This is a genomic window from Magnetospirillum sp. XM-1, assembly GCF_001511835.1.
Taxonomy (GTDB): domain Bacteria; phylum Pseudomonadota; class Alphaproteobacteria; order Rhodospirillales; family Magnetospirillaceae; genus Phaeospirillum.
Genome location: NZ_LN997848.1, coordinates 390,825 through 411,685 on the forward strand (window position 1 = coordinate 390,825; position 20,861 = coordinate 411,685).

A 20,861-nucleotide genomic window follows, 5' to 3' on the forward strand; every position below is an offset into this window, starting at 1 on the left:
CCTGATATGATGGGTGTCGGTATTTTTCCGGACGGGGAACCCCATGTACAGCCAGACCACCCGGGACATCGAGGTGACCGTCAAGCCGTTCTACCTGGACGACCAGTCCTCGCCCGGCGACAACCACTTCGTCTGGGCCTACCGCGTGCGCATCGTCAACAAGGGCTCGCGCACCGTCCAGCTCATGCGCCGCCACTGGGTGATCACCGACGCCATCGGCCGGGTGCAGGAGGTCAAGGGCCCCGGCGTGGTGGGTGAACAGCCGGTGCTGCGTCCCGGCGACGCCTACGAATATACCTCGGGCACGCCCCTGCCCACGCCATCGGGCATCATGGTCGGCACCTACGAGATGGAGGACGAGGACGGTTCGGCCTTCGACATCGCCATTCCCGCCTTCTCGCTGGACAGCCCGCACGAGAAGCCCCGACTGAATTAGTCGGACTTGTAAAACCCGAAAGGCGCCGCCACATGCCGGATCGTGACCAACGCGAAAGGAATGCCGCCGTGAGCTCCGACGCCCCCTCTCTCTCCCTGCCCAAGGAACTGCTGCCCGCCACCGGCTCTCGCCAGGACAAACCGACGCGGGAAGAGGCCGAGGAAGCGGTCCGCACCCTGCTGCGCTGGGCCGGCGACGATCCCGACCGCGAAGGATTGGTGGGCACGCCTGACCGGGTGGTGCGCGCCTACGAGGAGTTCTTCTCCGGCTACGACCAGGACCCCACCGAGATCCTGCACCGCACCTTCGAGGAGACCGACGGCTACGACGAGATGGTGCTGCTGCGCGACATCCGCCTGGAATCCCATTGCGAGCACCACGTGGTGCCGATCATCGGCAAGGCGCACGTGGCCTATCTGCCCAACCGCCGCGTGGTGGGCATCTCCAAGCTGGCCCGCGTGGTGGAGATCTATTCGCGGCGCCTGCAGATTCAGGAAAAGCTCACCGCCCAGATCGCCAACACCATCAACGACGTGCTGCAGCCCAAGGGCGTGGCTGTGGTGATCGAGGCGGCGCACCAGTGCATGACCACGCGCGGCATCCACAAGCCCGGCGTCACCATGGTCACCAGCCGCATGCTGGGCGCCTTCCGCGACAACCCGGCCACACGGCGCGAATTCATGGCGCTGATCCACAACCAGCATTCGGGCGGATTGTCGAACGTCTAACCCCGTATTCTTTCACGCGAAAATTATGCGCCTTGGCGTGAAATTTCGCGTGAAAGCTTGCGCATATCAATCAATGCGCTAGGATCCCTTTAGAAATTCGGGGGATCTGATGACCATTCTCACAACCGAGATGCTGAGCGGACGGCTGACGGAACTGCTGTCCAAATGCAAGTCCGTCGAGATTTGCGTCGCCTGGGCCACCATGCCCAAAGCTGCGCGCGACATCATCGAGTGGGCTCGAACAAAGGGTGGCAACAAGGTCCTGAAAGCAATCATCGGCGTTTCCGGGACGGCCACCAGTGCGCAGGCTCTCGCTGAATTCGCCTCGGTCGGACAATTGAAGCTGGGACATTCGGCGAGTGGGTGCTTTCACCCCAAGGTCTATATCTTCCATCACGATAAGGGCGCCACGGCCTGGATCGGCAGTGCCAATCTGACCTCTGGCGGCTTCGAGAGGAATGATGAAGCTGTCATGGAGGTTTCCGGCGATGTCAGTGCAATCACTGCATATTTTCGCCAGAAATGGAAAAAGCTCCCCTTGGCGGCCCATTCGGACATCGCAGCCTACCGCAACCGCCAGAGGCAAGAGCGAAGCCGCCCCAATTACCGGCCGACGGCCGAGGAGAATGAGCCGTCCAACCGTCTGGAATTACTGTCGCCCAACGCGAAATTGTCCTGGGCCGAATATGTCGACGCACTGAAAGAGTGCAACAGCCTCTGGTCGGGACAGGAATGGCCACACACCATTTTCAGCGACACCCACAACTATCTGACCGCCATCCACCGCATTAGCGCGCTGCTGGCCGGATTGGGAAGCCAGCCCTGGTCGTCGGACGATATGCGCGAGGTTTTTGGGGTGCCGCTGATATCCGTCCCGTCGACCATCGACGCTCGCTATGTATTGGGACGAATGCATCGCCCCTACACGCGCCTGCACTCCCAACTGACCACTTCAGCCGGCGCGGCATTACGTAAAAAGATCATCACCGATCTCGCGGTCATTCGGCAAAGCACGAATGTCAGCACCATCCCGGCTCTTGCCGGAGCCTTCATCGACGACCTCCGGAACCAATTCAAGATTGTCCCGGCCCTGTCATCCCGCCTGCTGACCTTGACCCGGCCAGATGTCTGCGTGTCGAGCAACACCAAATCCAGAAAGGGCTTAGCTCACCTCTTCTTCCCTGGCAAAAAGGTGAATCTGAAGGATGGGAGCAATTACGCCACTCTACTGACGGAAATTCAGACTCGCGATTGGTGGAAAGGCCCCCGGCCGCCGGGGACGGACCTTATCGAGGCACAGTTATGGGATGCCCGTGCCGCGTTGCTGGATGCCTTCGTTTATGACTGGTAATAACATCAGCCCCTGACCAATCCCTCCACCGGACGCACCCCGGCGCTGTCGGGAAAGATCGTTCCGTCCAGTGCCTTGGACGGAACGCCCAGATGGTCGCGCAGGATGGTCTTGAACACGGCGCGGCCGTCCAGGGTGGGGCGCAGGTCGCGGCCCTGGTGAAGCCGCGCCCTGGCCAGCCCCGGCCAGTCGGCGAACACCTTTGCGCCCGCCACCGCGCCGCCCGCCAGGATCATGGCTCCGCCGGTGCCGTGGTCGCTGCCGCCGGTGCCGTTCTCGGCCACGGTGCGGCCGAATTCCGAGACGGCGACCACCAGGGTGGTCTTCCAGGCGGGACCCAGAGCGCGGGCCAGGGCGTTGATGCCCTCCGCCAGTTGGCCCAAGGGCTGGCTCATGCGGCCCAACTGGCCGCTGTGGGTGTCCCAGCCGCCCAATTCCATGACCATCAGGCGGGGACCCTCGGCGGCGGCCATCAGGCTGCCAGCAGCTCCGGCCAGGGCGGGAAAGGCGGACGCGCCCTTGCGCTTGTTTCCCGCCATCTCCGGCTCCGCCGTCAGCGCCGAATCGGCGAAGGCCTCCATCTGCATCCCTTCCTCGAAGGCCATGGCGAGCAGGGGATCGCCGTCATAGAGCGCACGGAGCGCCGCGACACGGGATTGCGGCAGGCCGGGCAGCGGCGACGGCGCCCAGGACGCGACCTTGGCCGCGCCGCGCAGCAGCAGCGGCACCGCCTGGCCCACCGCCAGGGCGGAGGGATTGCCCTTCGCCGCCACGGCGCGGTTGAGCCAGCCGTCGTTGAGGGCATGGGGACGGATGCCGCCGCTTTCCAGCACGTCCTGCCCGTCGAAATGGGAGCGTTCGCGATAGGGCGAGGCCACCGCATGCACCACGGCGAGTTCGCGGTCCTGCCACAGGGGCTGCAACGGAGCCAGGGCGGGATGCAGGGCGAAGGTGGAATCCAGGCGGATCGCCCCACCGCCGGGATCAAGCGCCAGCCCGCCCCGCGCCGAAGCATAGTCGGGGTCGCCCAGCGGCGGTACCGCGTGCAGCCCGTCCATGCCACCGCGCAGGACCACCACCACCAGCCGGCGGTCACCGGGCGGGGCGGCCAGGGCGCCGGGAATGATCCCGAAAGCGGCGGAGCAGCCAAGGAAGGTGCGGCGGGAGAGATGCATGCTCATCTCCTCTGGAATTCGCGGCTGGCCAGCAGCAGGAACAGCGCCTCCGCCCCCTTGGCGCCCTCCAGGGCCTGACGGGTGGCCGGGCCGGCGGCGATCACCTGCTGGGCGCCTTGGGCGGCGAAGTTCCGTCCCCTGCGGTCGGCCAGGGTCCTGGCCCATTCCAGGCGGCGCATCAGGGCTTCGGGCGCCATCCAGCTTTCCGCCCGGTCGGGCCAGCCGGCCGGGGACGGGGCCGACCACACGGGCTGGCCGAGAACGGCCAGGGACTGCACCAGACGACGGTCGGAATCCTCGCCCGCATCCAACCCGATCAGCCGCCCGGTGGCGATGACCAGATCGTCGGGACTGCGCATCTTGGCCAACGGCTGGCTCCAGCTCTCGGCCCGGGTGGCCAGGAGGCGCGTCACCGCCAGCAGGTCGCCGTCGGTGTCGAGGAAGGTGCGGGCCAGCACCTCCACCAGGGCCGGCGGCGGGTCGTCGGCGGCAAAATGCCGGGCCAGCTTGGCTGCCACGAAGCGGGCGGTGGACGGATGGCGCGACAGCGTCAGCAGGGCGCGCTCGGCCTCGACCTCTCCGCCTTCGAAACGCTGGCCCAGCAGCATCTTGGCTCCCGGCTCGTGGCGGTTGGGGACGTAGCGGAAGAAGCCGCCCTCGGGATCGATGGTCCATCCGGTGAGGATGCCGGCGAAGGCCTCCACGTCGCCCTGGCCATAGCCGCCTTCGACCCCGAGCGTGTGAAGTTCGAGGATCTCGCGGGCCAGGTTTTCGTTCAATCCCTTGCCCCGCTTCTGCCCGGCGGGCGAGTTGGGGCCGATGGATTGGGCGTTGTCGAGATAGGCCAGCATGGCGGGATGACGGGTCACGGCGCGCAGCATGTCGTGGAAGCGGCCAAGGACATGGGGGCGGATTGCTTCGCGCTCGAAGGTGCCGGCGATGGGCGCCACCTGATGGCGCTGTGCCGAAACGGTGAAATGGTTGCTCCAGAACCGCACCAGGCGCTCCACCAGGGGGGTGGGCGAAGTGATGGCGGCGCGGGTGCGGGCGGCGGCCTCGGCGACGGCCAGGCGGCGCATCTCGTCCTTGCCCGAATCGGGGCCCAAATCGGGATCGCGCTTGCGCGCCTTCTTGATCTCGGCCATGCGGCGAAGGGTCGAGGCATGGTCGGGCAGGCCGGCCAATTCCGGCGGCGCCGCCGGGCGGTCGAGCTGTTCCAGCACCCAGCCGCGCGGGTCGGCACTAAGGCCGGCGACCTCGCCGGGGGCGACTCCCATACCGAAACGGGTCAGGGCGAAAAGGGCGGCTTCCTTGGACATGCCCCTGATGATGGGGACCGATTGCGGCGGACTCAAGGCGCGACTATGCCGCCTGGACAATTACCAATTGATCATTGGTATGGATTGATCTCCCAATCAGCATTTGTCACCATTTGGTTGCAATGCCGCGCCGGCCGGGGGGCCGGGGCGTTCCGCCGGGGAGGGGGGGACATGAAGCTGCGGGTTCTGTTGATTGCCGCCGGGCTTGTCGCCCAGGCGGGGTCGGGCATGGCCGCCCCGATTCAGGTTCAGGAATACAAGGGCCGCCAGATTCAATACGCCGCCGACGGTTCCGGCTCCGAATGCATGGCCCTGTTGCGCCGGGCCATCGACATGACCGCCGAACTGCCGCCCAGGCTGCGTGCCCTGACGGCGGAAATCAGGGATCTGCGCTGCTCGCCCATCCCCAAGGAAAACCGGACCAACGCCGTCGCCCACAACACCGTCGGCGTCTACACCATGGAATCGCCGGATGTTCCGGGCGGCTACATCCGCTTCCCCCTGAAGCCGGGCGAAGCCTCGGCGGCGGACACGGTCCTGTCGCTGCTGGGCAACGGCACTTACGCCCGCTGGCACCGGACCTATCTGGCGGCCAAGCAGAGGGGAGGCAGCGGCGACCCGGTCGCCCGCAAGTATCACACCCTCCTGACCAAGAGCGACGTCAAGGCGCTGCTGATGGCCGAATGCGAGATGCTGGAAAACGACCATGCCGCGATCATGGCGCTTGGTCTGGGGGTCGACCGCGCCGCCTATATCGGCAAGCGGATGGATGTTCGCGGCTGCCCGATCTGATCGCGGCGGCGTCTTGGCGGAGGGAAAATGAGACTTCCAATTCTGGCGGCCGCCTTCGCCGCCCTGATGGCGTCGGGCGCGGCGGCGGCGCCGCAATCCATCGACTACAAGGGGCGGAAGATCCAGATGGGCGACGGCGAGCGGAGCGCGGAATGCGTGACCCTGCTCCGCAAGGCCATCGACATGACCGCCGAACTGCAGCCCAAGGAGCGCTCGCTCGCCGCCGAGGTCAAGGACCTGCGCTGCCTCCCCATGCCGGACGAAAGCCGGACCAACGCGGTCGCCGACAACACGATCGGCATCTACACCATGACCTCGCCCGACACGCCGGGCGGCTATATCCGGTTTCCCTTGAAGCCGGGCAACCTGTCCGCCGCCGAGGTGGTGATGTCGCTGGTGGGCAACGGCCAGTACGCCCGCTGGCATCAGGCCTATCTGGCAGCCAAGCGGAACGGCGATCCGGCCGCCAGGCGCTACCACGCCATTCTCACCAAATCGGACCAGAAGGCGCTGGTCGCCGCCGAATGCGAATTGCTCGACCACCGGCGCGCCACGGCCAAGGCGCTGGACCTGGGCGAAAAGCGGCTGATGTCCATCAACCGGCAAAGCTCGCTGCGCGGCTGCCCCTGAGGGGAATGGCTATTTCTTGCTCTTGCCCTTGGGCATGCGCGATTCCATCAGCGCATGCAGCTTGGTATCGAACAGCCAGATCATGACGCCGTCTTCGCTTTCCTTCATCTGGCCTTCGTTGGTGCCGTTCAGCCAGCGGACGAAATAGGGCACCTTCTGCACCGGCGCGCCCCAGCGGTCAGCCAGGAAGGTGAAGGTGGTCGGGAACTTGTCCGGCTCCTGGCGCCCGACGATCTGGAAGATGCGCTGGGTGCCCGCCTCGTCCTCGATGGTCATGAACCATAATTCGGTGGGCACGCCGCCCACCTGGGTGGGACGCGGGCTCCAGTTGTTCTTGCCGTCGTCCTGGAACAGGGCGCAACGGTCCACCTTGGCGGTGACCATGGCGCCGACCATCATCAGCGGAGTCTTCTCGACCCCCGGCGGCTTCTCGGCATCCCAGCCGCACACCATCTTGGTATTGGCGGGCAGGGCGGAGAAGCGCAGCTGGTTGGCGCGCATGCCCAATTGAGCCGGCCCCAATTCCAACGGCCGGGTGGTGTCGGCAGCCCAAGCCGGCAGGGCGGACAGCAACAGCAGGCAAACAACAACGGCAAGACGCATGGCGACTACTCGCGGATGGCGGTTCCGGGGGATCTCATCAGCTTGCGCAGGCGGACATCGCCCACCGCGACGGCGAATTCATCGGGATATTTCTCGTCGACGAACATCAGGGTCTCGTGCTGCTCGTCCTGCCAGCCGAGAAGCTGGTGGCCACGAGTCGAGGGCTCGCCCAGCATGGCGCCCAGCAGTCCGGCCGCCTTGTCCCATTCGGCATTGCGGCCCCACAGGCTGAACTGGGCCAGGCGATAGCGCCCCTGGGCGCCCTGCTCGACGAAGATCAGCCACAGCCGCGCCTCGCCGAGCGCGGTGGGCACGCCGGCGATGGACCAGGTGTCGGTTCCGTCGTCGGCGAACACCGCGCAACGCCTGACATGGTCGGCGCCACGCGAACGCTGGACCTTCATCAGGCCGGGATTGGCCAGCCGGGGCTTGTCGGTGTCGGATTCGCAGACGATGCGCCGGCCGGGCGCCAGCTTCATGGCGCGCACGTCCTCGAAGACCATGCCGGGCTGGGGCAGCCCGTCGCCCAGGGCGCGGACCACCTTCTGGTCGGCCCAAGCGGGTCCCGAAGCGGCAATCGCCGCCGCCGCCAGTGTCCAGAACCGAGATCGAACCGTCATGCGCGCTCACCCGATCATTTCGCGACTGCGAAGTATGGCATGGGGGACGGCACCCCGTCACCGGCTCTCAGACGCAAGGGTCGCAAGCTTTTCTGACGCCGCCCTGTCAGCGCCCGACGGCAGCGGCGCGGAAGGGTCGGCGATCCAGGCGGCGATGTCGTCGATCACCACCTGGGCCTGAAGGTCGCGCAACAGCATGTGCCAGCCGTTGGCGTAAAGGGCGGCCCGCTGGCCGCTCCCCAAGCGGGGCAGGGCCGCCACCGCCTCCCAGGTGGGCTCGGGCGGGATGATCTCGTCACGCGCGCCATAGAGCAGCAAGGTGGGCAGGTCCAGGCGGTGAGCGTCGGCCTGCGCCGCATCCATCAGGTCCACCATTCCGTGGATGGCGTCCACCCGGGTCTGCTTGATGACCAGGGGGTCCTTGGACAAGGCGCGCAGCATCTCGATGTTGTCGGAGGGCTGGATCTTCAGTCCCCGTCCGGTCAGCGTCCAACCCGGCGCCACCTGATAGGCCAGCCACAGGGCGGCCCGCTGGTACCAGGGCATGCTGCCCCGCCCCCACACCGCCGGGGCCGACAGGATCACGCCTCTCACCTCGGGCATGGGGGCATGGGCGGCGGCTTCGATGGTCACCGCACCCCCCATGCTCTCGCCCAGCAGGTAGAGCGGCGTCCCCGGATGACGGGCGGCGAGCAGGCGGGCGGCGGTGCTGAGGTCGGCGGCCATGGTCGCGGTCGACGACCACCAGCCGGGATGGGGGCCCTGGCCGAAGCCCCGCTGGTCATAGGCGTAGACGGCGATGCCCTTGGCCGCCAGCGCCTTGCCCGGACCAAGGAAGGCGTTGGAATAGTCGTTCATGCCGTGGATGGCGACCACCACCGCCTTGGGCCCGGCCGCCGGCAACCACGAGCGTAGTGGCAGCCGCGCCCCGTCGGCGGTGACGATGGCATCGGTCTCCAGGACCGGCGCCTGGATTTCGGGGCCGGCGGGATGGGTGGCGGCGGCGCAGGCGGAGAGCAGCAGACTCATCAGCAGCCCTCCCAGTCCACGGATCATTTCGACGAGGTCAGTTGCAGGAAGATGTCCTCGAGGTCGGTTTCCTCGGTGGACAGGTCGGCAATGGCGAGATTGGCGGCGGCGAAGGCGCCGAGGATGCGGCCCATGGGGGTGGCCGAGGGGCGGTAGCGCAGCAGCAGACGCCGGGCATCCAGGCGCTCGGGCCCGAACGGCGCCAGCGCCGGCGGAATCTCGGCCAGATCGGCTTCCAGCGTGATGGTCAGCGCCTTGCCGTCGATGCGCTTCAAGAGGTTGGGCGTGGAATCGCAGGCCACCAGCTTGCCATGGTTGATGATGGCGATGCGGTCGCACAGCTCCTCCGCCTCCTCCAGGTAGTGGGTGGTGAGGATGACGGTGGTGCCGCGCGCGTTCAGCTCGCGCACATAGGCCCACAATTGCTGGCGCAGCTCGATGTCGACGCCGGCGGTGGGTTCGTCGAGGATCAGCACCGGCGGCGTGTGGACCATGGCCTTGGCCACCAGCAGGCGGCGGCGCATGCCGCCCGACAGCGTGCGGGCGTAGGCGCCGGCCTTGTCGGCCAGCCCCACCGCTTCCAGGATCTCCATGGTGCGGCGCTCAGGCTTCGGCACACCGTACATGCCGGCCTGCACGTCGAGCAGTTCCCGCGGCGTGAAGAAGGGGTCCAGGTTCAGTTCCTGCGGCACCACGCCGATGGCGGCCTTGGCGCCGCGCCCGTCCACGTCGATGTCGCGGTCCCAGATCGTGACCCGGCCCTCGGTCTTCAGCACCAGACCGGCCAGGATGTTGATGAAGGTGCTCTTGCCCGCCCCGTTGGGGCCGAGCAGGCCGAAGAACGAGCCGCGGGGGACCGACAGGCTGACCGCGTCGAGCGCCCGCTTTTCCACGCCCCGGCCGCGATAGACCTTGACCAGGGAGTGGGCTTCAACCGCCGATTCGGGCAGGGTGGCGTGAGAGAGTGATTGAACCATGGCCGCCAATGGGTATCATCCGGCCAACACCCCGGTCAACGGAGCACCCATGTCGTCCGCTTCCACCCAGCCCGCCGCCGCCTTCGAAACCGTCACCGTGTCCACCGCCTCCGTCGCCTGCGACGGCGACGTGGCCAAGGGTCTCGGCCATCCCCGCGTCTTCCTCGACCTGACCGCCGAGGGCAAGATCGTGTGCCCCTATTGCTCGCGCACCTACGTGCTGGCCGAAGGCGCCAAGGTCGGCCACCACTGAGGTGGCCGCACCCCGCCACGTCACTCTGATCGACGGCTCGGGCTTCATCTTCCGGGCCTTCCACGGCCTGCCGCCCATGACGCGGGCCGACGGCACGCCGGTGAACGCCGTCTACGGCTTCACCACCATGCTGATGAAGCTGCTGTCCGACAGCGACGCCGACCACGTGGCGGTGATCTTCGATTCCTCGCGCAAGACCTTCCGCAGCGACATCTACCCCGAATACAAGGCCCACCGCCCGCCGGCGCCCGAGGAGCTGGTGCCCCAGTTCCCCCTGGTGCGCGAAGCCACGCGGGCCTTCGACCTGCCGGCCGTCGAGCTGGAAGGATTCGAGGCCGACGACCTGATCGCCACCTATGCCCGTCTGGCCGTCGAGGCCGGGGCCAGGGTCACCATCGTCTCGTCCGACAAGGACCTGATGCAGCTGGTGGGGCCGGGGGTCGAGATGTACGACCCCATGAAGAACCGCGCCATCGGCGAGGCCGAGGTCAGAGAAAAGTTCGGCGTGCCGCCGGATAAGGTGGTGGACGTCCAGGCGCTGTGCGGCGATTCGTCCGACAACGTGCCGGGCGTGCCGGGCATCGGCGTCAAGACCGCCGCCCAGCTGATCGAGGAATACGGCGATCTCGACACCCTGCTGGCCCGCGCCGGCGAGATCAAGCAGCCCAAGCGCCGCGAGACCCTGCAACAGAACGCCGATCTGGCCCGCATCTCGCGCGAATTGGTCCGCCTGCGCGCCGACGCGCCGGTGCCGGTGCCGCTGGCCGACCTGGACGTCAAGCCGCCGGCCCCGGAAAAGCTGGCCGCCTTCTGCGCCGCCCAGGGCTTCCGGTCCCTGATGGGCCGCCTCAACGCCAAGATTCCCACCGCCCCCACCGCCACGCGGGCCATCGTCGCCGCCGCTCCGGCCGAAGCCCCCTCCCTGCCGCCGACGGTGGAGACCGCCTACGAGCTGGTCACCGATCTGGCCGCCCTGGATCGCTGGATCACCAAGGCCACCGAGACAGGATTGGTGGGCTTCGACACCGAGACCACCGGCCTCGACCCCTTGCGCGCCAAGCTGGTGGGCATCTCCCTGGCCGTGGCGCCGGGCCGGGCCTGCTACATCCCGGTGATGCATTCCCCGGCCCAGGCCCAGGGTGACCTTCTGGGCGGGCCATCGGCCGACGCCCCGAAGATCCTGCCCGCCGCCCAGACCCTGGCGCGGCTTGCTCCGCTGCTGGCCGATCCTTCGGTGCTGAAGGTCGGACACAACATCAAGTACGACATGCAGGTGATGACCGGACTGGGCCTTGCCGTCCAGGCCTTCGACGACACCATGCTGCTGTCCTACGTGCTGGACGGGGCCAGCCACGGCCATGGGCTGGACGAGCTGTGCCTGCTCCATCTCGGCCACACCAACATTCCCTTCTCCGAGGTCTGCGGCACGGGCCGCAACCAGGTGACCTTCGACCGCGTGCCGCTGGACAAGGCCTGCGCCTACGCCGCCGAGGACGCGGACATGACGCTGCGCCTGCATGGCCTGCTGAAACCCCGCCTGTTGGCCGAACGCATGGTCAGCGTCTACGAGACGCTGGAACGCCCGCTGGTGCCGGTGATCAGCGCCATGGAGCGGGACGGCATCAAGGTGGACCGCGCCCAGCTGATGGCGCTTTCCGAGGATTTCGGCCGCCGCCTGGGCGAGCTGGAGACCGAGGTGGTGGCCTTGAACAACGGCGAGGCCTTCAACCTGGGTTCGCCGCAGCAATTGGGCAAGGTGCTGTTCGAAACCCTGAACCTCCCCGGCGGCAAGAAGACCAAGACCGGCCAGTGGGCCACCGGCGCCGACGTGCTGGAGGAACTGGCGCCCTTGCATCCCCTGCCCGCCCGCCTGCTGGACTGGCGCATGCTGTCCAAGCTGAAGGGCACCTACACCGACGCCCTGGTGGCCCAGATCAATCCGGCCACGGGACGCGTCCACACCTCCTACGCGCTGGCCGCCACCACCACCGGACGGCTGTCGTCTTCCGACCCCAATCTGCAGAACATCCCCATCCGCACCGAGGAAGGGCGCAAGATTCGCCACGCCTTCGTGGCCGAACCGGGCAAGAAGCTGATCAGCGCCGACTATTCGCAGATCGAGCTGCGCCTGGTCGCCCATGTGGCGGAGATCGAGGGCCTGCGCGACGCCTTCGCCCGTAACCAGGACATCCACGCCATCACCGCGTCCCAGGTGTTCGGCGTGCCGCTGGACGGCATCGATCCGGGCTTGCGCCGCCGGGCCAAGGCCATCAATTTCGGCATCATCTACGGCATCAGCGCCTTTGGCCTGGCCGCCCAGCTGGGCATCCCCCAGGGCGAGGCCAAGGCCTATATCGAGGCCTATTTCGCCCGCTATCCCGAAATCCGCGCCTATATGGAGCGGACCAAGGAGGAGGCGCGGGAAAACGGCTTCGTCACCACCTTGTTCGGACGCAAGGTCTTCACGCCGGGCATCAAGGACAAGAACGGCGCCATGCGCGCCTTCGCCGAGCGCGCCGCCATCAACGGCCCGATCCAGGGCGGCGCCGCCGACATCATCAAGCGCGCCATGATCCGCCTGCCCGCCGCCCTGGCCGATGCCGGCCTGGCGGCCCGCCTGCTGCTCCAGGTCCATGACGAACTGGTCCTCGAAGCCCCCGAGGCCGAGGCCGAGGCCACCGTCCAGGTGGTGAAAAGCGTCATGGAATCCGCCGCCGCCCTGTCCGTCCCCCTGCTGGTGGAAGCCGGCGTCGCCGACAGCTGGGACGCCGCGCACTAAAAGCGAAGGGGCCCGCCCCTTCGCCCCTCCCCCTTCCCGCCCATGACAGCCTTTGCGAGCACATACCTTCGCAATGATAACTTGCGGGCGAAACGTCGATTATGCAAATTCCAAAGTTACATCCTGTTTACATGCCATTTAATAAGTGAACGCAATAACGGGCGAAGTATTACAATACACATATTTGTAATGCAGACATTATTTGGTTGCGAAGCAATGACTCGAGGACATACCATCGCCCTATTAAGGCCCTTGTCACTGGGATAAGGCAGCGGACCTGAAGGGGAAGCCACATGGACGCAGCGACGTTGGAGATGGTGTTGACCGCCTACGACGAAACGGTTCAGGATGCCCTGGCAGCCGGACGCGGCGACGGCGTCGCCCATGCGGAAGGATTGACCGCGGCGGCCATGCTGCTGGCGGCCGTCACCGGGGTGGAGGATTCCGCCGCCCGGGCCGAGGTCGAGGCGCTTGATCCCAGACAGAGGCTCGCCGCCTAAAGAACGGCGACGGTGGTTTCGTGGATGATATCAAAGCCATGATCGAGACTCTGACCGAAGAAAAGAACCGGCTCGACTTCGAGCTGGACGCGGCGCTGCATACCTTCGCTGAATACGAGGAAGGCATGAACGTCCGCTGGCAGACCGCCGACCCCGCCGCCCGCCAGGCCTTGATGGACGAGCGCAATCAGGTCGAGGAACAGCTGGGCATCGTCACCATCGTGATGCGGCTCGACGAGATCCGCGAGCAATTGGACGCGCTCCGCCAGCAGGTGGCCTGAGCCTCCTTCCCCTATCCTCTCCTACTTCATCCGCACGCGGTAGCGTAGGATTGCCTCGCCCTTGGCCGGGACCGGAACCGTCCAGCGGACCTGGGTGGCGCTCTCCTTGGCGTGGGCGACGCTTTCCTCCAGCACCAGCCAGTCGGAGCGGAAGGCTTCGCGCACGGTGACCACGGCCGGCTGCTCGCCGCCATTGGCGAGGCGAACCTCCCAGGCGGATTCGCTGACCTCGGCCGAGACCTTCTGGAAATCGGTCTGCACCCGCCGGGCGGTGACGTCGAAGGACTGGCCCAGGGTCAACCGGGCCTCGGCGCCTTCGGGCAGGGAGGGCAGATGATCCTCGCCCAGCAGGACGGGCTCGCCGCCCGGGCCGCGCATGGTCACCCGGATGGGGCCGGCAGGCAGCGGCTTGCCCAGTCCCGCCTTGGCGGTATTGGCGAAGACGAGGCGCAGCACCGGATGCTGCGGCCGAAAATCCTGGACCCGCGACAAGAAGAGGTGAACCCCCTGGGGATCGAGGGCCAGTTCCCGGCTCACCGACACCTGGGCGGGCGGCAGCAGCGGCACCTGCCGGCTTTCCCCGTCGCGCAGGGTCACCGGCCGAGGCAGGGTGTAGACGTGGTAAAGCCCCACCGCCTCGCGCTGTGGCGGCGCGGCGGAATCGGCCATGCCGGAACGGGCCGCCATCATCATCTTGGGGGCTCCGCCCCCGGCCTGGGTGGCGCCGGCCACCAAGCGCACCGTAGCGTCGGTGAAATCGGCGCCGCTGGCATTGCTGACATCGGCCCAGACCGCGAGCGCCAGGGTGTCGCCCCTGAGCTCGCCGCTGGCCAGCGACGTCCAGGCCAGGCCATCGGCGGCATAGGACAGCTCCAGTTCGCGCCGTCCGGCGCTCTCCGCCTCCACCTGCGCCCGGAAGGACGGGCGCGGCGCCAGTCCCGGCGCCAGGGAATCGTAGACGATGCGCGACGGCTGGCCCGCCACCACCTTGCCGTCGGCCTCGAACAGCGGCGTGCCCTCGGCGGCCAGCACCTTGGCCTTCTGCGCCGAGGCGCCGGCATCCCACACCACCGAGACGGTGCGGCCGAGATGGGCGGCCAGTTGCCGGTCCGCCGACAGAAGCCCGGCATCGACCCAGCGTTCGGCCACGTTCAGCCCCGCGCCATCGAGGGCGGCGCTGCCGGGGCGGATGGTGCGGGGAATGCCGTCCAGGCTGAGGGAGGTGACGCCCTTGTCCAGAATCGCCGGACGGCGGTCGCGGATCAGGGCCGGGCCGTCCTGGTGCAGGGTGAGCGACAGGGCGGAGCGGGTGTCGGCGGGAACGGAAATCTCGCCGGCGGCCGCGGCGGCGGGCACGGCCAGCAGAATCAGCAGGGCAAGGCGCGAGGACATGAACCGGGACTCCAGGGCTAGTCAGCCAACCCTGGACCCGGAATGCGGCTAAACCATGGTCAGCGGACGGAGACCCGGTCCACCACCCACTTCACGCCGTCGAAGCTGCGCGCGAATTCGGCCGCCTTCTCCACGTCGGCCTTGGTGCGGGTGGTGCCCTGCAGGTAGGCGACGCCGTTGACCACGCGCACCACATAGGCGCCGTTGACCAGATCGTTGCCCAGCAGACCGGCATAGATCCGCTGTTCCAGATGGGCGTCGGGCAGATACATGGGATGGGCGGGATTCTCGGACAGCGCCAGATCGTCGAACACCTGGGTCACCCCTTCGACGGTCTGGACGATCTCGCCGGCGCGGCGGCGCAATTCCGGCTTGGTGACGGCGCCGGTCAGCAGGACGCCGCCATCCCAGGCGCGGACGGAGACCCCCTTGAAGGCCTCGCGGTCGGCCTGGATCAGCATGGCCTGGGCCCGCTTGCCCACCGCGTCGTCCCAATTGCGCTCGCCCCGCGCACGGACCACGCGGCCCTGGTCGTCGAAGCTCAAATCCTTGGCGCGCGGCGGAGCGGTGAGCGTCGGCGCCGACTGGTCGGGCGCGCAGGCGGCCAGGCCGAGCAAAGCGAGGCAAAGGCAGAGGGCTTTAGCGGATCTCTTCATGATTTTCGTCGCCGTCTTCTTCGATGACCGCCTCGGTGGCGGCGTCCAGATGCCGGCCGTGGCGGAAGCGGCGGAACAGCCACACGCCCATCGCCCCGGAGGCGACGAACAATACCACGCTGGCGCCGATGCGAAAGACCGGATCAACCTGAATGCCGCTGCCCAGCAGCGCAAAGACGATGCTTTGCGGCAGATAGCCCAGCAGGGAGCCGGCGAAGAACGGCAACGCCCGGCTGCCCGACACGCCGGCCGCCAGATTGGTGATGACGTTGCTGCCCACCGGCAACAGGCGGATCAGCAAGGTCATGGCGAAGGTGTTGCCGGCCAGGAAGGCGTCGATGCGGGCAATGCGCTCGGGAAAGCGCCTGACGATGAAGCTGCGCCCCATGAAGCGGGCGTAGAAGAACGTGGCGACGCAGCCCAGCATGGAGGCCAGGGTGGACCACAAAAGCCCCTCGGCGAAGCCGAAGGCGTAGCCGGCCAGGAAGCACACCCCCTGACGCGGCAGGCCGACGCAGACCGCCAGCGCCCCGATCAGGACAAACAGGGCGTCGCCACTCAGGCCCTTGCCCCGGACCTCGGAATCGATCCAATGGGTGTCGAGCGCGTCCTTGAGGCCGAGGCCTTCCAGCAGAAAGCCGATGGCGACGAAGGTGATGATCAGCACCAGCCCCTTGGCCATGGCCCGGGGATTGAGAAAAGGGTGATGGCGGGCCGTCACTCTTTGCTCTCGACGACCGGGTTCCGGGCCCGGCGCATCAGCCACATGACGCCGAACAGATCGACGATGCCCACCCACAGGCGGTTCCACACTCCGTACTTGGAGGTGCCGCGCTCGCGCGGGCGGTGGTTGACCTTGACCACCTCGACCGAGCCGCCGGCCCGGATCACCAGGGCGGCCATGAAGCGGTGCATGTGGTCGAAGCGGGGCAGGTCCAGGAACAGCTCGCGCGGCAACAGCTTGATGCCGCTGCCCGAATCCGGGGTCCGGTCGCGAAGCAGCTTGGAACGGATGGAATTGGCCACTTTCGAGGACAGCCGGCGGATTCCGTCGTCGCGGCGGTTGGCGCGCCAGCCGGTGATCATCAGCCGGGGCCGGACGTCGTCGGGCTGCGAGCGCCAGTGGTCCAGCATGGCGGGAAGGTCGGCGGGATCGTTCTGGCCGTCGCCGTCCAGGGTGGCGATCAGCTTGCCGGCGGCATGGCGCACACCGGTGGCGACCGCCTGGCTCTGGCCGCAGCTGGCCTTGTGGCGGACCACCCGAAGGCGGGGGTGGATGACCCGGGCCTGTTCCAGAGCGGCCGGAGTGTCGTCGTCGGAACCGTCGTCGACGTAGACGACCTCGAACTCCACCTTGCCCTGAAGCGCCATGTGGATCTCGTCCAGCAGCGGACGGATGTTCTCGGCCTCGTTCTTGACCGGGACGACCACCGACAGCTCAGGAACGGCAAGGCTGGTCACGACAGGCCCGCCCGCCCCATCTCCAGGAATTTCTCGCGCCGGCGGGCCCGCAGGATGCCGCCTTCCACGCCCGCAAGGTCGCGCAGCGCCGAATCCACGGCCATGGCCAGGGTCTGCATCATCAGGTCGGTATTGCGGTGCGCTCCGCCCATGGGCTCGGGCACCACGGAATCGATGATGCCCAGCTTGTGCAGGTCCTGGGCGGTGAGGCGCAGCTGCTCGGCGGCGTCCTTGGCGTTCTCGGCCGAGCGCCACAGGATCGAGGCGCAGCCCTCGGGGCTGATCACCGAATAGATGGCGTGTTCGAGCATCAGAACGGTGTTGCCGGTGGCCAGCGCGATGGCGCCGCCCGAACCGCCCTCGCCGATGATCACCGAAACCAGCGGGACGCGCACGTCCAGGCAGGTCTCGATGGAGCGCGCGATGGCCTCGGCCTGGCCGCGGGCCTCGGCGTCGACGCCGGGATAGGCGCCGGCGGTGTCCACCAGGGTGAGGATCGGCACCTGGAAATGGTCGGCCATCTCCATCAGGCGACGCGCCTTGCGGTAGCCCTCGGGCTTGGCCATGCCGAAATTATGCTTCAGGCGGCTTTCGGTGTCGTGGCCCTTCTCGTGGCCGATGACCATCACCGAGCGGCCCCGGAACCGGCCCAGGCCGCCGATGATCGCCTGATCCTCGGCGAAGGCGCGGTCGCCGGCCAGCGGCGTGAAGTCCTCGACCAGCGCAGAGATGTAGGCCAGCGTGTGCGGACGCTCGGGGTGGCGGGCCACCTGCGTCTTCTGCCACGGCGTGAGCTTGGCGTAGGTCGAACGCAGCAGCTTGTCGACCTTGGCCTGAAGCTTGGACACCTCGTCGGCGATGTTGACGTCGCCGCCATCGGACAGGTGCCGCAGCTCCTCAATCTTGCCCTCGAGCTCGGCGATGGGCTTTTCGAATTCAAGGATATGCATGGGGGAAACTCATACAGCCGAAGGCGTTTCGGGGCAAGGGCCTCAAACCGTTACAACAGCCGCCGCGTGATGAAGTCGATGATCCGCTTGCCGGCGCCGTGCTCCCACAGGTCGTTGTGATGGGCCTCGGGCAGGAACAGGCCTTCCTTGACGGTATCGGCGGCGTTGAGCACCGCGTGGCCCATGGTGACCGGCACCAGGCCGTCCTTGTCACCGTGAACCACCAGGAGCGGCACCCGCAGGCTGGGCGCCTTGATCAGGTTGTCGTAGCGGTCGCGCGTCAGCAACTGGGCGAGCGGCGGCAGCACATAGGCGGGCGCCAGGTCGGCCAGCGAGGTGAACGGGCTTTCCAGCACCACCATCATCACCTCGTGGCGGATGGCCATTTCCATGGCTATCCCCGAGCCCAGCGATTCGCCGTAGAGCACCAGGCGGCGCGAAGCCAAGCCCTGGCCGGTCAGCCAACGGACCACCGCCTCGGCGTCGGCGTAGAGGCCTTTCTCGCTGGGGCGGCCGCCATTGCCGCCAAAGCCCCGATAGCCGGCCATCAGCACGCCGAACCCGGCGTCGAGGAAGGCGCGGGCCTTATGGGCGCGGTCGGCCTGGGCGCCGGAATTGCCGTGAAAGAACACGATGGTCGGCCGGTTGGCGCCCTTGGGCGGCGCATACCAGCTGGTGGCGATCCAGCCGTCGGCCGACTTGATGGGCACCGGCACCATTTCGGGCAGGCCCGCCTCGTCCGGCCGCACGCGGGTGGAATCGGGGTGATAGATCATGCCGCGCTGGGTCAGGGCGACGAAACCGACCAGAAGCAGGTACACCCCGCCCAGGCCCAGCACCGTCTTGGCCATGATCATCAGCACGGAAACGATCCTTTCCAAAAGGGTGGGGCCCGCGAATTGCTCCGCGGGCCCCGGTCTTCCCACTTGGCTGGGAGTCTTAACCGCGATTCATGCGGCTGTCGATGAGGTCGTCGACCACGCTGGGATCGGCCAGCGTCGAGGTGTCGCCCAGCGAGCCGAAGTCGTTCTCGGCGATCTTGCGCAGGATGCGGCGCATGATCTTGCCCGAACGGGTCTTGGGCAGGCCCGGCGACCACTGGATCAGGTCGGGGCTGGCGATGGGGCCGATTTCCTTGCGGACCCAGTTGACCAGTTCCTTGCGCAGATCCTCGGAGGGCTCTTCGCCCGACACCAGGGTGACGTAGGCGTAGATGCCCTGGCCCTTGATGTCGTGCGGATAGCCGACCACGGCGGCCTCGGCCACCTTGGGATGGGCGACCAGGGCGGATTCCACCTCGGCGGTGCCCATGCGGTGACCGGAGACGTTGATCACGTCGTCCACGCGGCCGGTGATCCAGTAATAGCCGTCCTCGTCGCGTCGCGCGCCGTCACCGGTGAAGTACATGCCCTTGTAGGTGGCGAAGTACGTCTGGATGAAACGCTCGTGGTCGCCGTAGACGGTACGCATCTGGCCGGGCCAGCCGGGCTCGGCCAGGCAGAGGTTGCCCTCGACCTTGCCTTCCAGGACCTTGCCCTCGGCGTCGACCATCACCGGCTTGACGCCGAAGAACGGACGGGTGGCCGAACCGGGCTTCAGCGGCGTGGCGCCCGGCAGCGGAGTGATCAGGATGCCGCCGGTCTCGGTCTGCCACCAGGTGTCGACGATGGGGCAACGGCCGTCACCCACCACGCGGTGATACCAGGTCCAGGCCTCGGGGTTGATGGGCTCGCCCACCGAACCCAGCAGGCGCAGCGACTTGCGGCTGGTCTTCTTCACCGGCTCCTCGCCTTCGCGCATCAGCGAGCGGATGGCGGTCGGCGCGGTGTAGAAGATGTTGACCTTGTGCTTGTCCACCACGTCCCAGAACCGCGACACGGTCGGGTAGTTGGGGATGCCCTCGAACATCAGGGTGATGGCGCCGTTGGCCAGCGGGCCGTAGACGATGTAGGAGTGGCCGGTCACCCAGCCCACGTCGGCGGTGCACCAGTAGATCTCGCCCTCGTGGTAGTCGAAGACGTACTGGTGGGTCATGGAGGCGTACACCAGGTAGCCGCCCGAGGTGTGCAGCACGCCCTTGGGCTTGCCGGTGGAGCCCGAGGTGTAGAGGATGAACAGCGGATCCTCGGCGCTCATCTCCACCGGGGTGTGGGTCGGAGCGGCCTTCTCCACCAGTTCGTGGTACCAGTGGTCACGGCCCGAGACCATGTGGACGTTGCCGCCGGTGCGCTTGACGACGATGACGTTCTTGCACGACCAGCAGGTCTCCAGCGCCTTGTCGGCATTGGCCTTCAGCGGCACCTTGCGGCCGCCGCGCAGACCTTCGTCGGCGGTGATCAGCAGCGAGGAATCGCAATCCTGGATGCGGCCGCCCAGGGCGTCGGGCGAGAAGCCGCCGAACACGATGGAATGGACGGCGCCGATGCGGGCACAGGCCAGCATGGCGACGGCGGCCTCGGGGATCATGGGCAGGTAGATGGTGACGCGGTCACCCTTCTTGACGCCCAGGTCGGTCATGGCGTTGGACAGGCGGCACACCCGTTCATGCAGGTCGCCATAGGTGATGTGGGCGGACTCGCCCGGGTCGTCGCCCTCCCAGATGATGGCGGTCTGGTCCTTGCGGGTCGCCAGGTGGCGGTCCAGGCAGTTGGCGGCCACGTTCAGCGTGCCGTCCTCGAACCACTTGATGCTGACGTCGCCGGAATAGGAGACGTTCTTCACCTTGGTGAAGGGCTTGATCCAGTCGATACGCTTGCCGTGCTCGCCCCAGAACCCGTCGGGGTCCTTCACCGAGCGCTCGTACCACTCATTGTACTTCTTGTCGTCGATGAGAGCGTTTTTCGCCGTCTCAGCGGGAACAGGATAGACCTCGGACATCTTGGGGGTGTCTCCCTTTTCTGATTGACCCGCGTCCATTTTTTGGTTGGCG

Annotated in this window: 22 protein-coding genes; 9 read left to right on the top strand and 13 right to left on the bottom strand. The window is 67.3% G+C overall.

Going from position 1 to position 20,861, the window contains the following annotated elements; all coding sequences use genetic code 11:
- Positions 1–43: 43 nt before the first annotated feature.
- The 3 genes from apaG to XM1_RS01915 all read left to right on the top strand — a co-directional run bounded on the left by apaG (position 44) and on the right by XM1_RS01915 (position 2,515).
- Positions 44–436 (top strand): Co2+/Mg2+ efflux protein ApaG, encoded by a 393-nt coding sequence (gene apaG, locus XM1_RS01905; RefSeq protein WP_068428864.1) that lies wholly within the window; start codon positions 44–46, stop codon positions 434–436.
- Positions 437–468: 32 nt separating this feature from the next.
- Positions 469–1,164, top strand: coding sequence for a GTP cyclohydrolase I FolE (folE, locus tag XM1_RS01910; RefSeq protein WP_068428867.1), 696 nt, complete (start codon positions 469–471; stop codon positions 1,162–1,164).
- A 109-nt stretch (positions 1,165–1,273) separates the two neighbouring features.
- Complete coding sequence (locus tag XM1_RS01915; protein WP_068428870.1) at positions 1,274–2,515, top strand: phospholipase D-like domain-containing protein; 1,242 nt, start codon at positions 1,274–1,276, stop codon at positions 2,513–2,515.
- 5 nt (positions 2,516–2,520) lie between these two features.
- Here XM1_RS01915 and XM1_RS01920 read toward each other — a convergent pair whose 3' ends face one another.
- Positions 2,521–3,690 carry a DUF1501 domain-containing protein gene (locus XM1_RS01920; protein WP_068428873.1) on the bottom strand — a complete coding sequence of 390 codons (1,170 nt, stop codon included), beginning with the start codon at positions 3,688–3,690 and terminating at the stop codon, positions 2,521–2,523.
- A 2-nt stretch (positions 3,691–3,692) separates the two neighbouring features.
- Positions 3,693–5,009: a DUF1800 family protein gene (locus XM1_RS01925; protein ID WP_068428876.1), complete on the bottom strand. Its 1,317-nt coding sequence runs from the start codon at positions 5,007–5,009 to the stop codon at positions 3,693–3,695.
- 171 nt (positions 5,010–5,180) lie between these two features.
- On the opposite strand from XM1_RS01925, the gene XM1_RS01930 reads away from it, so the two are divergent.
- Together XM1_RS01930 and XM1_RS01935 are read left to right on the top strand one after the other, a co-directional pair.
- A complete protein-coding gene (locus XM1_RS01930; protein WP_231920656.1) occupies positions 5,181–5,801 on the top strand; it encodes a hypothetical protein in 621 nt (206 codons plus the stop codon).
- A 27-nt stretch (positions 5,802–5,828) separates the two neighbouring features.
- Positions 5,829–6,431 carry a hypothetical protein gene (locus XM1_RS01935; protein ID WP_231920657.1) on the top strand — a complete coding sequence of 201 codons (603 nt, stop codon included), beginning with the start codon at positions 5,829–5,831 and terminating at the stop codon, positions 6,429–6,431.
- Between the two features lie 9 nt (positions 6,432–6,440).
- Here XM1_RS01935 and XM1_RS01940 read toward each other — a convergent pair whose 3' ends face one another.
- From XM1_RS01940 to XM1_RS01955, 4 genes are read right to left on the bottom strand one after another with little or no spacing between them, the layout of a single operon-like run.
- A complete protein-coding gene (locus XM1_RS01940; RefSeq protein WP_068428880.1) occupies positions 6,441–7,034 on the bottom strand; it encodes a hypothetical protein in 594 nt (197 codons plus the stop codon).
- A gap of 5 nt (positions 7,035–7,039) precedes the next feature.
- Positions 7,040–7,654, bottom strand: coding sequence for a hypothetical protein (locus XM1_RS01945; RefSeq protein WP_068428883.1), 615 nt, complete (start codon positions 7,652–7,654; stop codon positions 7,040–7,042).
- Positions 7,655–7,711: 57 nt separating this feature from the next.
- Complete coding sequence (locus tag XM1_RS01950) at positions 7,712–8,683, bottom strand: alpha/beta hydrolase (RefSeq protein ID WP_231920658.1); 972 nt, start codon at positions 8,681–8,683, stop codon at positions 7,712–7,714.
- A gap of 23 nt (positions 8,684–8,706) precedes the next feature.
- Positions 8,707–9,660, bottom strand: a complete 954-nt coding sequence (locus XM1_RS01955; RefSeq protein ID WP_068437396.1) for an ABC transporter ATP-binding protein — start codon at positions 9,658–9,660, stop codon at positions 8,707–8,709.
- Between XM1_RS01955 and XM1_RS01960 the strand changes: the two genes are divergently transcribed.
- The 4 genes from XM1_RS01960 to XM1_RS01975 all read left to right on the top strand — a co-directional run bounded on the left by XM1_RS01960 (position 9,659) and on the right by XM1_RS01975 (position 13,473).
- Positions 9,659–9,913, top strand: coding sequence for a zinc-finger domain-containing protein (locus tag XM1_RS01960; RefSeq protein WP_369816031.1), 255 nt, complete (start codon positions 9,659–9,661; stop codon positions 9,911–9,913). The genes XM1_RS01955 and XM1_RS01960 overlap by 2 nt on opposite strands.
- Position 9,914: 1 nt before the next feature.
- Positions 9,915–12,692, top strand: a complete 2,778-nt coding sequence (gene polA, locus XM1_RS01965) for a DNA polymerase I (RefSeq protein ID WP_068428890.1) — start codon at positions 9,915–9,917, stop codon at positions 12,690–12,692.
- Positions 12,693–12,985: 293 nt separating this feature from the next.
- Positions 12,986–13,192 carry a hypothetical protein gene (locus XM1_RS01970; protein WP_068428892.1) on the top strand — a complete coding sequence of 69 codons (207 nt, stop codon included), beginning with the start codon at positions 12,986–12,988 and terminating at the stop codon, positions 13,190–13,192.
- A gap of 38 nt (positions 13,193–13,230) precedes the next feature.
- Complete coding sequence (locus XM1_RS01975; protein ID WP_068428895.1) at positions 13,231–13,473, top strand: hypothetical protein; 243 nt, start codon at positions 13,231–13,233, stop codon at positions 13,471–13,473.
- A 21-nt stretch (positions 13,474–13,494) separates the two neighbouring features.
- Here XM1_RS01975 and XM1_RS01980 read toward each other — a convergent pair whose 3' ends face one another.
- The 7 genes from XM1_RS01980 to acs all read right to left on the bottom strand — a co-directional run bounded on the left by XM1_RS01980 (position 13,495) and on the right by acs (position 20,809).
- The gene (locus tag XM1_RS01980) at positions 13,495–14,865 is read right to left on the bottom strand and encodes a DUF4139 domain-containing protein (protein ID WP_068428898.1); all 1,371 of its coding nucleotides are present in this window, start codon (positions 14,863–14,865) and stop codon (positions 13,495–13,497) included.
- A 59-nt stretch (positions 14,866–14,924) separates the two neighbouring features.
- On the bottom strand, positions 14,925–15,521 hold the full coding sequence (locus XM1_RS01985) for a BON domain-containing protein (RefSeq protein ID WP_068428903.1): 597 nt from the start codon (positions 15,519–15,521) through the stop codon (positions 14,925–14,927).
- A complete protein-coding gene (locus XM1_RS01990; RefSeq protein WP_231920659.1) occupies positions 15,505–16,242 on the bottom strand; it encodes a TVP38/TMEM64 family protein in 738 nt (245 codons plus the stop codon). The genes XM1_RS01985 and XM1_RS01990 overlap by 17 nt, the downstream gene beginning before the upstream one ends.
- Entirely contained in the window at positions 16,239–16,982 is a 744-nt protein-coding gene (locus XM1_RS01995) for a glycosyltransferase family 2 protein (protein WP_068428905.1), read from the bottom strand. Before XM1_RS01995 ends, XM1_RS01990 begins: the two co-directional genes overlap by 4 nt.
- Positions 16,979–17,932: an acetyl-CoA carboxylase carboxyltransferase subunit alpha gene (locus tag XM1_RS02000; protein ID WP_068428908.1), complete on the bottom strand. Its 954-nt coding sequence runs from the start codon at positions 17,930–17,932 to the stop codon at positions 16,979–16,981. The genes XM1_RS01995 and XM1_RS02000 overlap by 4 nt, the downstream gene beginning before the upstream one ends.
- A gap of 50 nt (positions 17,933–17,982) precedes the next feature.
- Positions 17,983–18,789: an alpha/beta hydrolase gene (locus XM1_RS02005; RefSeq protein WP_231920782.1), complete on the bottom strand. Its 807-nt coding sequence runs from the start codon at positions 18,787–18,789 to the stop codon at positions 17,983–17,985.
- Positions 18,790–18,871: 82 nt separating this feature from the next.
- Positions 18,872–20,809 (bottom strand): acetate--CoA ligase, encoded by a 1,938-nt coding sequence (acs, locus tag XM1_RS02010; RefSeq protein ID WP_068428912.1) that lies wholly within the window; start codon positions 20,807–20,809, stop codon positions 18,872–18,874.
- Positions 20,810–20,861 lie beyond the last annotated feature (52 nt).

Coding starts and splice junctions, on each gene's coding strand:
- apaG (WP_068428864.1), top strand. CDS start 44: ATGTACAGCCAGACCACCCGGGACATCGAGGTGACCGTCAAGCCGTTC.
- folE (WP_068428867.1), top strand. CDS start 469: ATGCCGGATCGTGACCAACGCGAAAGGAATGCCGCCGTGAGCTCCGAC.
- XM1_RS01915 (WP_068428870.1), top strand. CDS start 1,274: ATGACCATTCTCACAACCGAGATGCTGAGCGGACGGCTGACGGAACTG.
- XM1_RS01920 (WP_068428873.1), bottom strand. CDS start 3,690: ATGCATCTCTCCCGCCGCACCTTCCTTGGCTGCTCCGCCGCTTTCGGG.
- XM1_RS01925 (WP_068428876.1), bottom strand. CDS start 5,009: ATGTCCAAGGAAGCCGCCCTTTTCGCCCTGACCCGTTTCGGTATGGGA.
- XM1_RS01930 (WP_231920656.1), top strand. CDS start 5,181: ATGAAGCTGCGGGTTCTGTTGATTGCCGCCGGGCTTGTCGCCCAGGCG.
- XM1_RS01935 (WP_231920657.1), top strand. CDS start 5,829: ATGAGACTTCCAATTCTGGCGGCCGCCTTCGCCGCCCTGATGGCGTCG.
- XM1_RS01940 (WP_068428880.1), bottom strand. CDS start 7,034: ATGCGTCTTGCCGTTGTTGTTTGCCTGCTGTTGCTGTCCGCCCTGCCG.
- XM1_RS01945 (WP_068428883.1), bottom strand. CDS start 7,654: ATGACGGTTCGATCTCGGTTCTGGACACTGGCGGCGGCGGCGATTGCC.
- XM1_RS01950 (WP_231920658.1), bottom strand. CDS start 8,683: ATGAGTCTGCTGCTCTCCGCCTGCGCCGCCGCCACCCATCCCGCCGGC.
- XM1_RS01960 (WP_369816031.1), top strand. CDS start 9,659: ATGGCCGCCAATGGGTATCATCCGGCCAACACCCCGGTCAACGGAGCA.
- XM1_RS01955 (WP_068437396.1), bottom strand. CDS start 9,660: ATGGTTCAATCACTCTCTCACGCCACCCTGCCCGAATCGGCGGTTGAA.
- XM1_RS01970 (WP_068428892.1), top strand. CDS start 12,986: ATGGACGCAGCGACGTTGGAGATGGTGTTGACCGCCTACGACGAAACG.
- XM1_RS01975 (WP_068428895.1), top strand. CDS start 13,231: ATGATCGAGACTCTGACCGAAGAAAAGAACCGGCTCGACTTCGAGCTG.
- XM1_RS01980 (WP_068428898.1), bottom strand. CDS start 14,865: ATGTCCTCGCGCCTTGCCCTGCTGATTCTGCTGGCCGTGCCCGCCGCC.
- XM1_RS01985 (WP_068428903.1), bottom strand. CDS start 15,521: ATGAAGAGATCCGCTAAAGCCCTCTGCCTTTGCCTCGCTTTGCTCGGC.
- XM1_RS02000 (WP_068428908.1), bottom strand. CDS start 17,932: ATGCATATCCTTGAATTCGAAAAGCCCATCGCCGAGCTCGAGGGCAAG.
- XM1_RS02005 (WP_231920782.1), bottom strand. CDS start 18,789: ATGATCATGGCCAAGACGGTGCTGGGCCTGGGCGGGGTGTACCTGCTT.
- acs (WP_068428912.1), bottom strand. CDS start 20,809: ATGTCCGAGGTCTATCCTGTTCCCGCTGAGACGGCGAAAAACGCTCTC.